General features: G+C 65.8%; 13 protein-coding genes. 10 read left to right on the forward strand and 3 right to left on the reverse strand.

Annotated features, from left to right (window positions below; translation table 11 throughout):
• The 5 genes from Q8Q83_RS09275 to Q8Q83_RS09295 form a co-directional block, all read left to right on the forward strand.
• On the forward strand, positions 1-299 hold a 299-nt coding region (locus tag Q8Q83_RS09275), incomplete at its 5' end, for a hypothetical protein (RefSeq protein WP_305623099.1).
• On the forward strand, positions 287-1,309 hold the full coding sequence (locus Q8Q83_RS09280) for a Glu/Leu/Phe/Val dehydrogenase (RefSeq protein ID WP_305623101.1): 1,023 nt from the start codon (positions 287-289) through the stop codon (positions 1,307-1,309). The genes Q8Q83_RS09275 and Q8Q83_RS09280, both read left to right, overlap by 13 nt.
• Positions 1,310-1,387: 78 nt before the next feature.
• Positions 1,388-2,491, forward strand: coding sequence for a pyruvate dehydrogenase (acetyl-transferring) E1 component subunit alpha (gene pdhA, locus Q8Q83_RS09285; protein WP_305623103.1), 1,104 nt, complete (start codon positions 1,388-1,390; stop codon positions 2,489-2,491).
• Positions 2,481-3,467, forward strand: coding sequence for an alpha-ketoacid dehydrogenase subunit beta (locus Q8Q83_RS09290; protein WP_305623105.1), 987 nt, complete (start codon positions 2,481-2,483; stop codon positions 3,465-3,467). Before pdhA ends, Q8Q83_RS09290 begins: the two co-directional genes overlap by 11 nt.
• A gap of 211 nt (positions 3,468-3,678) precedes the next feature.
• On the forward strand, positions 3,679-4,788 hold the full coding sequence (locus tag Q8Q83_RS09295) for a dihydrolipoamide acetyltransferase family protein (protein WP_305623107.1): 1,110 nt from the start codon (positions 3,679-3,681) through the stop codon (positions 4,786-4,788).
• A 4-nt stretch (positions 4,789-4,792) separates the two neighbouring features.
• Here Q8Q83_RS09295 and Q8Q83_RS09300 read toward each other — a convergent pair whose 3' ends face one another.
• Entirely contained in the window at positions 4,793-5,053 is a 261-nt protein-coding gene (locus tag Q8Q83_RS09300) for a YebG family protein (protein ID WP_305623109.1), read from the reverse strand.
• Between the two features lie 355 nt (positions 5,054-5,408).
• On the opposite strand from Q8Q83_RS09300, the gene Q8Q83_RS09305 reads away from it, so the two are divergent.
• On the forward strand, positions 5,409-5,876 hold the full coding sequence (locus Q8Q83_RS09305) for an aminoacyl-tRNA deacylase (RefSeq protein WP_305623111.1): 468 nt from the start codon (positions 5,409-5,411) through the stop codon (positions 5,874-5,876).
• Between the two features lie 81 nt (positions 5,877-5,957).
• Here the strand turns inward: Q8Q83_RS09305 and Q8Q83_RS09310 are convergent, their stop codons facing one another.
• Both Q8Q83_RS09310 and Q8Q83_RS09315 read right to left on the reverse strand, forming a co-directional pair.
• Complete coding sequence (locus Q8Q83_RS09310; RefSeq protein ID WP_305623113.1) at positions 5,958-8,594, reverse strand: DEAD/DEAH box helicase; 2,637 nt, start codon at positions 8,592-8,594, stop codon at positions 5,958-5,960.
• Positions 8,595-8,693: 99 nt separating this feature from the next.
• Positions 8,694-9,569: a helix-turn-helix domain-containing protein gene (locus Q8Q83_RS09315; protein WP_305623115.1), complete on the reverse strand. Its 876-nt coding sequence runs from the start codon at positions 9,567-9,569 to the stop codon at positions 8,694-8,696.
• A gap of 219 nt (positions 9,570-9,788) precedes the next feature.
• Between Q8Q83_RS09315 and Q8Q83_RS09320 the strand changes: the two genes are divergently transcribed.
• From Q8Q83_RS09320 to Q8Q83_RS09335, 4 genes are all read left to right on the forward strand, one after another.
• Positions 9,789-10,565, forward strand: coding sequence for a metalloregulator ArsR/SmtB family transcription factor (locus tag Q8Q83_RS09320; protein ID WP_305623116.1), 777 nt, complete (start codon positions 9,789-9,791; stop codon positions 10,563-10,565).
• A 77-nt stretch (positions 10,566-10,642) separates the two neighbouring features.
• Positions 10,643-11,137: a dual specificity protein phosphatase family protein gene (locus tag Q8Q83_RS09325; RefSeq protein WP_305623118.1), complete on the forward strand. Its 495-nt coding sequence runs from the start codon at positions 10,643-10,645 to the stop codon at positions 11,135-11,137.
• A 170-nt stretch (positions 11,138-11,307) separates the two neighbouring features.
• Complete coding sequence (locus tag Q8Q83_RS09330; protein WP_305623120.1) at positions 11,308-11,640, forward strand: YnfA family protein; 333 nt, start codon at positions 11,308-11,310, stop codon at positions 11,638-11,640.
• 24 nt (positions 11,641-11,664) lie between these two features.
• A partial coding sequence (locus Q8Q83_RS09335) for an ArsJ-associated glyceraldehyde-3-phosphate dehydrogenase (protein ID WP_305623122.1) occupies positions 11,665-12,653 on the forward strand: 989 nt, incomplete at its 3' end.

Raw genomic sequence — 12,653 nt, forward strand, 5'->3', positions numbered from 1 at the left:
TTTCGCAGCGAGCCGCGTTGCTGCGCCAAATTGCGCCAGGCAAGGCGCGGGACGCCGGCAATGGTTGTTCCCTTGCCAAGTCGCGCAACGCCGCCTGGCACAATTTGCCGCGCAACCCGCAGGGACGGGCCTGTTTTTGCGCGCTGCTGCGTTTCTCGTCGCTTATTTGGAACAACCAAACCACGCTCCTCGTGCCTGGCCCCGCGCAAAAACAGGCTCCGTCGCGGCCGCGACGAAACGTCAACAGACCCTATACTGAGAAGCAAATCAGTACGGGAGCCACTGCATGTTCGCCATGATGGAAACCACCCGGCTGGAGTCGTTGCACTTCGCCCAGGACCCGCAGAGCGGCCTCAAGGCCATTATCGCCATCCACAACAGCCGCCTGGGGCCGGCGCTGGGCGGCTGCCGCTACCTGCCTTACCCCGATGAGCAGAGCGCCATCGAGGACGTGCTGCGCCTGGCCAAGGGCATGAGTTACAAGGCGGCCCTGGCCGGCCTGCAACAGGGTGGCGGCAAGGCGGTGATCATCCGCCCGCTGCATGTCGACAGCCGCGCGGCGCTGTTCGAAGCCTTCGGGCGTTTTATCGAGAGCCTTAACGGTCATTACATCACCGCCATGGACAGCGGCACCTCCATCGCCGACATGGACTGCATCGCCCAGTACACCCAGCATGTCACCAGCACCACCGCCGAAGGCGACCCCTCGCCGCATACCGCCATGGGCGTGTTCACCGGCATTCGCGCCACGGCCATGGCGCGCCTCGGTGGCGATAACCTGGAGGGCCTGCGGGTGGCCATCCAGGGCCTCGGCCATGTGGGTTACGCCCTGGCCGAGCAGCTGCATGCCGCCGGCGCCGAGTTGCTGGTCAGCGATCTGGATGGCGGGCGGGTGCAACTGGCGATGGAGCAGTTGGGTGCCCATCCGGTGGCCCACGAGGCCTTGCTTACCACCCCCTGCGACATCCTCGCGCCCTGCGCCCTGGGCGGCGTACTGAATGCCGAAACGGTCGGCCAGCTGCGCTGTTCGGCGGTGGCCGGGGCGGCCAACAATCAACTGGCCAGTGCCGATATCGCCGACACCCTGCAGGCGCGGGGGATTCTCTATGCCCCGGATTACGTGATCAATGCCGGCGGGCTGATCTATGTGGCGCTACGGCACAAGGGCGAAAGCCTGATGGCGATTACCGCCCACCTGACCCAGATCAGCCTGCGCCTGACCGAAATCTACGCCCATGCCCAGGCCGACAAGCGCTCGCCGTCGCGGGTCGCCGATGCCCTGGCCGAGCGTCTGCTTTATGGCCCCTGAGGGCCGCCGCACTGGTACGGCTGTGGGCCATAAGCCCGCGGCTCAGTGGACATCCACAAGATGTCGAGGAGTACAGCAATGCCTGACAGCCTGAAACTGCCCTTGCCCTATACCCGTATTCTCGATCCCCAGGGCCGCCTGCTCGACGGGCTGCCGGCCTGGGCCGACGACCCCGCGCTGCTCGCCCGGCTGTACCGGCAGATGGTGCTGACCCGCCTGTTCGACCAGAAGGCCGTTGCCCTGCAACGCACCGGGCGCATCGGCACCTATGCGCCGACCCTCGGCCAGGAGGCCATAGGCGTGGCGGTCGGCGCCCTGATGCAGGCCGAGGATGTGCTGGTGCCCTATTACCGTGACACCGCGGTGCAGCTGATGCGTGGCGTGCGCATGGAGGAAATCCTGCTGTATTGGGGCGGCGACGAGCGCGGCAGCGATTATGTCGACCCGGCGGTGGCCCAGGACTTTCCGCTCTGCGTGCCCATCGCCACCCAGGCCCTGCATGCCTGCGGGGTGGCCAGCGCGTTCAAGATCCGCGGCGAGCACCGGGTCGCGGTGACCACCTGCGGCGACGGCGCCACCAGCAAGGGCGACTTTCTCGAGGCGCTGAACGTCGCCGGGGCCTGGCAGTTGCCGGTGGTGTTTGTGGTCAACAACAACCAGTGGGCGATCTCGGTGCCGCGGCGCATTCAGTGCGGTGCCCCGACCCTGGCGCAGAAGGCGCTGGGGGCCGGCTTCCCGGGCGAGCAGGTGGATGGCAACGATGTGCTGGCGGTCTACGCGCGCATGCAGGTGGCCCTGGAGCGCGCCCGGCATGGCAAGGGCCCGGTGTTGCTGGAGTGCCTCAGCTATCGCCTGGGCGACCACACCACCGCCGACGACGCCACCCGTTACCGCAGCGCCGAGGAGGTGAAACAGGCCTGGCAGGAAGAGCCGATCAAGCGCCTGCAGGCCTTTATGGTCGCCCAGGGGCTGTGGGACGAGGGCCGCGAGCAAGCCCTTATCGGCGAGTGCCAGGCCCTGGTGCAGCAGGCGGTGGAGGCCTTCGAAGGCGCCGGCCAGCAGCCGCCCGAGGCGGCGCTTGAGTATGTCTATGCGCAGTGGCCGGCGGCCCTGGCCGAACAGCGAGAGATGCTGCTGGAGCGGGCGGCGCGGCGGCAGGGAGGAGGCGAGCATGGACAGTAACAAGGTCAGCCTGCTGGAAGCGGTCAACCTGGCCCTGCACCGGGCCATGTACGAGGACGACAATGTGGTTCTGCTCGGCGAGGACATAGGCGTCAACGGCGGGGTGTTTCGCGCCACCGCCGGGCTGCGCGAGGCCTTCGGGATCAAGCGAGTGATCGACACGCCGCTGGCGGAAACCATGATCGCCGGCCTGGCGGTGGGCATGGCCGCCCAGGGCCTGAAGCCGGTGATGGAAATCCAGTTTATGGGTTTTATCTATGCCGCCATGGAGCAGCTGGTGTCCCACGCCAGTCGCCTGCGCAACCGCACCCGCGGCCGCCTCGGCTGTGCCATGGTGTTGCGCAGCCCTATGGGTGCCGGCATCCGCGCCCCGGAGCACCACAGCGAGAGCACCGAGGCGCTGTTCGCCCATATCCCGGGCTTGCGCGTGGTCATCCCCTCGTCGCCGGCGCGGGCCTATGGCTTGCTGCTGGCGGCCATCGACGACCCCGATCCGGTGATCTTTCTCGAGCCGACTCGACTGTATCGGATGAACCCCCAAGAGTTGCACGACGACGGTAAGCGCCTGCCCCTGGACTGCTGCTTTACCCTGCGCGAGGGCAGTGACCTGACGCTGATCAGCTGGGGCGCGAGCATCCACGAATGCCTGCAGGCCGTCGCGCAACTGGCCGAGCGCGGCGTGTCGGTGGAGCTGATCGATGTGGCCACGATCAAGCCGCTGGACCTCGACACATTGGAGGCCTCGGTGCGCAAGACCGGGCGCTGCGTGATAGTGCACGAGGCGCCGAAAAGCTGCGGGGTTGGCGCGGAGATAGCCGCCAGCCTGTACGAGCGCGCCTTGCTCGATCTGCAGGCGCCGATCCAGCGGGTTACCGCCCCGGATATCCCGCCGCCGTTGTACCGCCTGGAAGGCCTGTATATCCCCGATGCATCGGACATAGTCGCGGCCTGCGACGCGGTGCTGAATTACGCCTGAGGCGGATAAGGGCGGGTAGTCGTAGGGCGGACATGCCGCAAGGCTTGTCCGCCATCCAGGTCGCAAGCGGTGGACAAGGCTTTGCCATGTCCACCCCGCGCAACTAGTAGCCCGGATGTAATCCGGGGAAGTGGGGGCGGTTGGCGGTATTCCGGGGGTAGCTGTCGGAGTAAGCAAGTAGAGGATGGGTCCGGCGCATCAGGAGAACGCCATGAAATATTTCAAATTGCCCGACCTGGGCGAAGGCCTGCAGGAAGCCGAGATAGTCGAGTGGCACGTCAAGGCCGGCGATGTGGTCAAGGCCGATCAACTGCTGGTGTCGGTGGAAACCGCCAAGGCCATAGTGGATATCCCCGCGCCCTATGACGGGGTGGTGGTGAAGACCTTCGGTGCCGAGGGCGACATCTTGCATGTCGGCGAGCCGCTGCTGGCCTACGAGGGTGAGGCCGATGCCGGCACCGTGGTCGGTCGCCTGGAGGGCGGTGGCGGGGCCCAGGCCGACAGCTTTTTCGTCGGCGCCGCGCCGTCCACCCGCGAACACCTGGCGCCGCGGGCGACTCCGGCGGTGCGCCAGCTGGCGCGGCAACTGGGGGTCGATCTGAGCAGCCTGCAGGGCAGCGGCACGGACGGCCTGATTACCCGCGAGGATGTCGAGGCCGCGACCCAGAGCGCCCGCGACAAGTTCGGCGGGGAGAAGCTGCGCGGCGTGCGGCGCAGCATGGCGATCAATATGGCCCGCGCGCATGCCGAGGTGGTGCCGGTGGTGATAGTCGGCGATGCCGACCTGCACCTGTGGCCCCAGGCCCGCGACCCGCTGGTGCGCATCGCCCAGGCGATTGCCGCCGCCTGCCAGGTGGAGCCGGTGCTCAACAGCTGGTTCGATGGCAAGTCGCTGTCGATCAAGCAGCACGCCCAGCTCGACCTAGGGATTGCCGTGGACAGCCCCGACGGCCTGTTCGTGCCGGTGCTGCGGCATGTCGGCGCGCGCAGCGCCGAGGATCTGAAAAGCGGGCTGGCGCGCCTGCGCGCCGACGTCAAGGCGCGCTCCATACCGCCCCAGGAAATGATGGGGGCGACCCTCACCCTGTCCAACTTCGGCACCCTGTTCGGCCGCTACGCCAACCCCATCGTCATGCCGCCGCAGGTGGCGATCATCGGTGCCGGCGGCATTCGCGACGAGCCGGTGGCGGTCAAGGGCAAGGTCGAGGTGCACCCGATACTGCCGCTGTCCCTGACCTTCGATCACCGTGCGGTCACCGGCGGCGAGGCCGCGCGTTTTCTCCAGGCCTTGGTGCAGGCCTTGCAGCAACCAGAAGGTTGAAGGGTTATTCGCTCGCCTGTTCGCTCAACTCGCTGAGCGCATCCGGCTGGTTCTTGAAGGCCTTGGCGAAGATCTCGCGGTTCTTCGCCATAAAGATGCCCAGCTCTTCGCCCTGGCTTTCGTTCAACGAAGGCACGGCCTTCTGCAGCACAGCGGCCAACAGCTCGGCCAGTTCGAGCATCTTGTCGTGACGGTCGGCTTCGGCTTTATCCATAAACAAGCGCTCCAAATCTCGGCTGCTGCGGTACACCACTTCGACGGCCATTCATCACCTCTACGCCTTCACGCTGATGGGTTGCAAGAAAACTGTTTATTTATACAGTGCTGGCGCAGTGTAAAGCAGTCTGGCGGGACTGGCTAGTGCGGCGCCGCGCTTGCCCATGCACTAGCTGGCACTACTAGCCGGCACAGATCGTCGGCTGTTCTCCGCGCCTGCTGCCAGCGGCCTAGACTGTTACTGAGAGCAGTGGCTTGGGCGCGCTGCTCGGGACGGGGCAAGGAGGTTCCCAGGCGGCTCGGCATACACCCGCTGCAGTAACCTGGGGTGCGTGCGAGTCGATTGTCGCCCGCCGCCAGCGGAGAGGGTAGGCGGGCTGCAGGCCAACGGCAGGAGGTAGACCATGAGCATGGCTGCCAGTTTGCATAGCTACTTGTCACAGCAGCATTCCCACTACGACATGCTGCAGCACGATCCCTCGATGACCAGCCGCGAAGCGGCGCGCCGCGCTGGCGTACCGCCCCATCTGCTGGCCAAACCGGTGATTCTCGACGACCTCCAGGGCCACTGGCTGATGGCGGTGGTCCCGGCGACCCGCCAGGTCGACCTCGACAAGGTGCGCAAGCTGACCAAACGCCACTGGCGCTTGGTTCGGGAAAACGAGTTCGGTACGCGCTTCGGCGATTGTGCCGAGGGTGCGATTCCGCCGGTGGGCAGTGTCTTCGAGATGGACACCCTGATCGACGAGTCGCTGACGGCGATCAAGGACCTGTATTTCGAGTCGGGCGATCATGAGGCGCTGGTGCATATGAGCGGAGAACAATTTCTCCAGCTGATGCCGAGCGCCCGGCGCGGGCCTATCAGCGAATAAGCCCAGGCGGGCCGCTGCTGCCCCTTTCTTCTCGCCGTGACTCGGTGGGGGGGGCTGTTGCGCGAATTCAGGACCGCGTACTCAGTCGCTAAGCGGCGCGAATAGCGCCTGCAGATCCTCTTCGCCGAGTTGCCACTGCGCCTGGCTGCCGCCTTCCAGCACGCCGCGGGCGAGGTTGGCCTTGGCCTGTTGCAGCTGCTGGATCTTCTCCTCGACGCTGCCACGGGCGATCAGCTTGTAGACGAACACCGGCTTGTCCTGGCCGATGCGGTAGGCGCGGTCGCTGGCCTGGGCTTCGGCGGCCGGGTTCCACCAGGGGTCGAAGTGGATCACGGTATCGGCGGCGGTGAGGTTCAGGCCGGCGCCGCCGGCCTTGAGGCTGATCAGGAAGATCGGCAGCGCGCCGGCCTGGAACTGCTGCACCGGGGTGCGCCGGTCCTGGGTGCTGCCGGTGAGTTTGGCGTAGGGGATCTGCCGCGCCTGCAGCTCCCGCTCGATCAGCCTCAACATCGAGGTGAACTGGGAGAACAGCAGCACCCGGCGGCCCTCGGCGAACAGCTCATCGAGCATCTCCAGCAGGCCGCTGAGCTTGCCGGAATCGGCACTGGTCAAGCTCTCGTCACTGTCCTCGCCGAGCAGGCGCAGGTCGCAGCAGGCCTGGCGCAGGCGCAACAGCGCCTCGAGTATGACGATCTGGCTGCGCGCCAGGCCCTGGCGGGCGATCTCGTCGCGGACCTTCTTGTCCATGGCCAGGCGCAGGGTTTCGTAACGATCGCGCTGCGCGGCGCTGAGTTCGACCCAGTGGGTGATCTCGGTCTTGGGCGGCAGCTCGCTGGCCACCTGTTCCTTGCTGCGGCGCAGCACGAAGGGTTTGATCCGCCCGCTGAGGTGCGCCAGACGCTGCGGGTTGCCCTGTTTCTCGATGGGCGTGCGGTAGTCGCGGGCGAAGCTCTTGCTGTCGCCGAGCCAGCCGGGCATCAGAAAGTGGAACAGCGACCACAACTCGCCCAGGTGATTCTCCAGCGGTGTGCCGGTCAGGCACAGGCGTTGCCCGGCCTGCAGTTGCCCGGCGGCCAGGGCCGCCTTGCTGCGCGGGTTCTTGATGTTCTGCGCCTCATCGAGAATCAACAGGCGGTAGCTGTGCGCCGCCAGGGCCTTGAGGTCGCGCGGCAGCAGGGCGTAGGTGGTGAGGATGATGTCGTGCTCGGCGATTTGCTTGAACAGCGCGCGGCGCTTCGGTCCGTGCAGGGCCAGCACCTTGAGCTGCGGGGTGAAGCGCGCGGCCTCGTCCTGCCAGTTGGGGATCAGGCTGGTGGGCATGACGATCAGCGCCGGCTGGCGCAGACGCCCGGCCTGGTGTTCGCAGAGGATATGCGCCAGGGTCTGCAGGGTCTTGCCCAGACCCATATCGTCGGCCAGCAGGCCGCCGACTTCCAGCTCGGCCAGCGCCTGCATCCAGGCCAGGCCTTGCAGCTGATAGTGGCGCAGTTCGGCCTGCAAGCCGGGCGGGGCCTGAATCTGCCCGGCATTCAGCTGCTGCAGGCGCTGGGCAAAATCGCGCACTTGGCTGCCGCCTCGCCACTGCAGCGCCGGGCCTTGCTCCAGCTGGTGCAGGCGCGCGGCATCCAGGCGCGACAGGCGCAGGCGCTGGCTGGATTCAGCGGGTTCGCGGAAGAACAGCTCGCCCAGGGTCGCCAGCAGCGGCTTCAGCCGGGCCAAGGGCAGGGCCGCGCGTTTGTGGCTGCCCGGCAGGTTGACCAGCAGCATCTCGTCATCCTCGCGCTTGTTCAGCGCCTCGCCGTTGAGCAGCCAGGGCGTGCGGCGGATGGCCTGCAACAGGATCGGCAGCAGGCTCAGGCGCTGGCCTTCCACCTCTATGCCCAGTTCCAGGTCGAACCAGTTCCGCTCGGGGTCTTCCTCCACCTCGGCGTACCAGTCATCGACCTGCGCCAGGTTGAACTGGAACTCCGGCTGCATGTGGATCCGCCAGCCTTCTTCACGCAGGCGTGGCAGCTGCTCGCGGACGAACAGCAGCCAGGCCGCCTCGCTGGGCTGCTCATAGGCCTCGCCGGCGCTCTCGGGCAGGGCCTCGCTCTGGCGTAGCGCGACCTGCAGGCCGGTCTGCTCCAGGCGCTTGCGCAGCAGGCTTTCACCGCCTGGATCACGCACTATGCGCAGGCTCTGGCCGGGGCCCTGGCGCACCAGCAGATCCTTGGTGGGCTTGCCCACGGCCAGGTGGCCCTGGTAGTCGAAGGCCAGGGCCGCGCGGTGCTGGGTCTGCTCCTGCATGCGGCCCTTGCGCGCATCGAAATGCACCCGCACCAGGCTGCCCAGGCTTAGCACCGGGCTGGGTGTGAGGTTCTCCAGACGCTGCTCGATCGACTCTTGGTTCGGCACTATCAAGGGCGATAGATCGACGCCCTGATCCTGCTGGCTTTGCAGGGTCAGCAGGGCGCTGGCCACATGCTTGCAGTTAAAGCCCACCGGGCAGCTGCAGCGGCCGCTGACGCTCCAGCCCTGGCCGTAGGGTTTGAGCGTGATGCGCTGCTGATAGGTCTGCGCCCCCGAGCCGCGGCAGCTGGCCAGCAACAGGTCGCCCTTGAGGCTGAGCAGCGTGCTGCGCCCTTGCGCGGCGTAGGCCGCACCGCGCTGAAAATCGCCCACGCCGAATTCCGCGCGCCAGTCTTCCTGGCGGATATGCAGTAGGTCCAGGGGCATCAGCGGCACCCTGCGGCGGGAGAAGTGCGAGTCGGCATAAGGGCGGCGTATCTAAAGGACAGCCGAGGATTTTTACATAGCTTGGGGCGGAGCGGGCGCTTAACCGCCGAATGCCTGGCGATACTGCCCAGGCGTGGCCCCCAGGGCCTGGCGAAAGCGGTTGCTGAAATGGCTGGCGCTGGCAAAACCGCAGGCCAGGGCGATCTCGCCCAACGGCAGCGCGCTGCCCTGCAGCAGCTGCTGCGCGCGCAGCAGGCGCTGGGCCAGCACATAGCGGTGTGGCGGCAGGCCGAAGCTGAGCTGGAACATGCGCGCGAAGTGATATTCGGACAGCGCGCAGAGGCTGGCCAGTTGGCCCAGGCTCAGCGGCTGATCCAGGTTGGCGTGGATAAATTCGCGCAGGCGGCGGCGTTGTGTGGGCGCCAGGCCGCCAGTCAGGCGCAGGCCCTCGCGCCGCCCGACCTGGGACAGCAGCGCATGGCTGATCAGGCCGTGGGCCAGGCTGCTGCTCAGCAGGCGTTCGGCCGGCTCGCTCCAGTCAAGCGCGCTGAGCCGCCGAAAGCGCTGGGCTTGCTGCGGGTCGTCGAGAAAGGTGCCTTCGCGCAGCTCCAGTTCCCGCGGCTCGCGATCCAGCAGGTTGACCGCCGCCAGGGCGAACTGCTCCTGGCTGATATACAGATGGGCCAACTGGATTGCGCCATTGATCACCCAGGCCGACTGATGCCCGGCCGGGAGGATGCACAGCTTGTCTGGGGCGCCCTTGCTGTGCGGGCTTTCGCGCCTGAAGGTGCCGGTGCCGCCGGCCAGGTAGCAGGACAGGGTGTGATGGCTGGGCGCTTGATAGTCGCGGGTATCGTGCTGGTTGCTCCAGACGGCCGCGGCCAGCCCGTCACCCAGCTCGGCACTGCGCAGCAGGCGGGCGTTAGGCGAGCTGTGCATGCTCTGGAAAACCTGTAGATGCTCGAGTTGCGACATGGACCCTCCTCGGGAAGGCTCATGCTACGCCGGCCAGCATGGGCTGCCAGCCCCCGGGCCAAGAAAAGCGCAAGTTTAGACAAGTGGTGCGCTTGCCCTGTTGCGCGCATTGAGCGCTGCCTGGGTCGGCGGGCAGCTGATCCGCTCAACAAATATTTATTTGCCGATATATACGGAAATCAATATATTCGCCAAACCGAATTTGCTGATGCCGCCCTAATGACTCAGAAAGCCCGTGTGCTGTTCCTCTGCGTGGCCAATGCCGCCCGCTCGCAAATGGCCGAAGCCCTGCTGCGGCATACCGACCCCGAAGGCTATGAGGCCTTTAGCGCCGGCACCCAACCCGGTGAAGTCGACTCCCGTGCTCGTCTGGCTCTGGAGCAACTGGGGGTGAGCACCGAGGGCCTGCACAGCAAGCCCCTGGAAGACTTCGCCGGCCAGCAGTTCGACTATGTCATCACCCTGTGCGACAAGTCCGCCTTCGAGTGCAGCACCTTGCCAGGGGCCGGCGAATATATCGCCTGGGACTTCGAGGACCCGGTCAGCAGCCAGCAGGCCAATGCCTATAAACATTGCCTGCAGCAGATTCACGAACGCATCAAGATGTTCGTGCTGGTGAAGAGCAAGCGCGAGCGCACCCTAAGTGAAGCCCTGAGTCCGGTCACCTTGTTCAAGTGTCTGGCCGATGACACCCGCGCGCGTATGACCCAGTTGCTCGTCCGCGAAGGCGAGCTGTGCGTCTGCGAGCTGACCGTGGCCCTGGAGCAAAGCCAGCCAAAGATCTCCCGCCACCTGGCGCTGCTGCGCAGCAGCGGCCTGCTGGAAGATCGCCGCGCCGGGCAGTGGGTCTACTACCGCCTGCATCCGCAGCTGCCGGCCTGGGTCGGGCAGACCCTGGAGCAGGTTCTGAAAGCGGGTGACCCGCAACTGACCGAAGACAGCCTGCGCCTGCACAACATGCGCAACCGCCCTGATCGTCCATCGCTCTGCGGCTGAGCGCCTAAGGCGTCCGCCGAGCCGCTGTCCAAACGGGTCAATCAAATCGCCATCTGACACTTCCAGGATTATTCGCCATGTCCCATCCCTTCGATGTTCTCAGTATCCCCAGCCGTCCGGGCCAACTGATCTTCACCCCCTGCCCAGGCACCAAGGACAGCAGCATCGCCAGCGCCCTGGCCACCCTCAAGCAGGCTGGTGCCGAGGCGCTGCTGACCCTGATGCCAACGGCTGAACTGGAACTCAATGGCGCCAGCGAGCTGCCGGCGCTGTGCGCCGAGCTGGGTCTGGCCTGGCTGCAGTTGCCGGTGGCCGATGAACAGGTGCCCCTGGCCGACTTCGATGCCGCCTGGGAACAAGCCCGCGAGCAGATTCGTGAGCTGCTGGCCGATGGCCGCAGCATCGCCATCCACTGCAAGGGTGGTTCCGGGCGTACTGGCCTGATTGCCGCGCGCATTCTGATCGACCAGGGCATTGCCCGCAGTGAGGCTATCAGCCTGGTGCAGGCGCTGCGCCCGAAAGCCATCCAGCACCCGGCCCATGCGGGCTGGATTGCCCAGTTCGACGCCTGAGAACCTGTTCAAAGTCTGCTGCGCGTCGGCCCTGCTGCGTTAAAAACAGGCTCAGAATGCTCATTTACAACTCGTAAACTCCGCTTCCTCGGCGTTTTGACCAGCCTTCGGCTGTTACTACGTAGCGCCTTGCATGGCTCTAGCTCGCGAGACATTGAACAGGTTCTGAGATGGCGATATTCAACACCCTGGGGCTATTCGCCCTGACCGCCCTGGCCGAGATCATTGGCTGCTACCTGCCCTATCTGTGGCTCAAGCAGGGCAAGAGCATCTGGTTGCTGCTGCCGGCCGCTGTGGCGCTGGCGCTGTTCGCCTGGTTGTTGACCCTGCACCCGACCGCTGCCGGGCGGGTGTATGCCGCCTATGGTGGGGTGTATGTGGCGATGGCGATTGTCTGGCTGTGGTTGGTGGATGGCATTCGCCCGACTCATTGGGACCTGCTGGGGGCCGGCGTGGCCATGCTCGGCATGGCGATCATTATCTTTGCGCCGCGAAATATTTAATCACTTGAACGAGAGAATCAGCCTATGACCATCAAGGTAGGTATCAACGGTTTTGGCCGTATCGGTCGCCTGGCCCTGCGCGCAGCCTGGGGCTGGCCGGAGCTTGCGTTCGTGCAGATCAACGACCCGGCCGGCGATGCCGTGACCCATGCCCATCTGCTTAATTTCGATTCGGTGCATGGGCGCTGGCAGCATGAGGCGGGCAGCGACGGCGAGTGCGTGCTGATCGACGGCAAGCGGATCAAGGTCAGCGCCAACAAGGCTATAGCCGACACCGATTGGTCGGGCTGCGATCTGGTGATCGAGGCCAGCGGCAAGATAAAGACCGTGGCGATGCTGCAGGGTTATCTGAATCAGGGCGTCAAGCGCGTGGTGGTCTGTGCTCCGGTGAAAGAGCAGGGCGCGCTGAATGTGGTGATGGGGGTCAACCAGCAGCTGTTCGATCCGGCGCAGCACCGTATCGTTACCGCGGCCTCCTGCACCACCAACTGCCTGGCCCCGGTGGTCAAGGTGATCCACGAGAACCTCGGCATCCGCCATGGCTCGATCACCACCATCCACGACCTGACCAACACCCAGAGCATCCTCGACCAGCCGCACAAGGACCTGCGCCGCGCCCGCGCATCTAGCATGAGCCTGATCCCCACCAGCACCGGTTCGGCCACGGCCATCGCCGAGATATTCCCCGAGCTGCGCGGCAAGCTGAACGGCCATGCGGTGCGCGTGCCCCTGGCCAACGCCTCGCTGACCGACTGCGTATTCGAAGTGGAGCGCGCCACCACGGTGGAAGAAGTGAATGCTCTGCTTAAGGCCGCCGCCGCTGGCCCGCTAAAGGGCATTCTGGGCTATGAGGAACGCCCGCTGGTGTCCATCGACTACCGCACCGACCCGCGCTCCTCGATTATCGATGCGCTGTCGACCCTGGTGGTCAACGGCACCCAGGTGAAGCTCTATGCCTGGTACGACAACGAGTGGGGCTACGCCAACCGCACCGTGGAACTGGCGCGGCTGGT

Origin of the sequence: Pseudomonas sp. (assembly GCF_030696055.1) — a bacterium.
Taxonomy (GTDB): Bacteria; Pseudomonadota; Gammaproteobacteria; order Pseudomonadales; family Pseudomonadaceae; genus Aquipseudomonas.

What these genes read in the sequence shown, in the direction of transcription:
- Q8Q83_RS09280 (WP_305623101.1), top strand. Translation starts at nt 287, where the DNA reads ATGTTCGCCATGATGGAAACCACCCGGCTGGAGTCGTTGCACTTCGCC.
- pdhA (WP_305623103.1), top strand. Translation starts at nt 1,388, where the DNA reads ATGCCTGACAGCCTGAAACTGCCCTTGCCCTATACCCGTATTCTCGAT.
- Q8Q83_RS09290 (WP_305623105.1), top strand. Translation starts at nt 2,481, where the DNA reads ATGGACAGTAACAAGGTCAGCCTGCTGGAAGCGGTCAACCTGGCCCTG.
- Q8Q83_RS09295 (WP_305623107.1), top strand. Translation starts at nt 3,679, where the DNA reads ATGAAATATTTCAAATTGCCCGACCTGGGCGAAGGCCTGCAGGAAGCC.
- Q8Q83_RS09300 (WP_305623109.1), bottom strand. Translation starts at nt 5,053, where the DNA reads ATGGCCGTCGAAGTGGTGTACCGCAGCAGCCGAGATTTGGAGCGCTTG.
- Q8Q83_RS09305 (WP_305623111.1), top strand. Translation starts at nt 5,409, where the DNA reads ATGAGCATGGCTGCCAGTTTGCATAGCTACTTGTCACAGCAGCATTCC.
- Q8Q83_RS09310 (WP_305623113.1), bottom strand. Translation starts at nt 8,594, where the DNA reads ATGCCCCTGGACCTACTGCATATCCGCCAGGAAGACTGGCGCGCGGAA.
- Q8Q83_RS09315 (WP_305623115.1), bottom strand. Translation starts at nt 9,569, where the DNA reads ATGTCGCAACTCGAGCATCTACAGGTTTTCCAGAGCATGCACAGCTCG.
- Q8Q83_RS09320 (WP_305623116.1), top strand. Translation starts at nt 9,789, where the DNA reads ATGACTCAGAAAGCCCGTGTGCTGTTCCTCTGCGTGGCCAATGCCGCC.
- Q8Q83_RS09325 (WP_305623118.1), top strand. Translation starts at nt 10,643, where the DNA reads ATGTCCCATCCCTTCGATGTTCTCAGTATCCCCAGCCGTCCGGGCCAA.
- Q8Q83_RS09330 (WP_305623120.1), top strand. Translation starts at nt 11,308, where the DNA reads ATGGCGATATTCAACACCCTGGGGCTATTCGCCCTGACCGCCCTGGCC.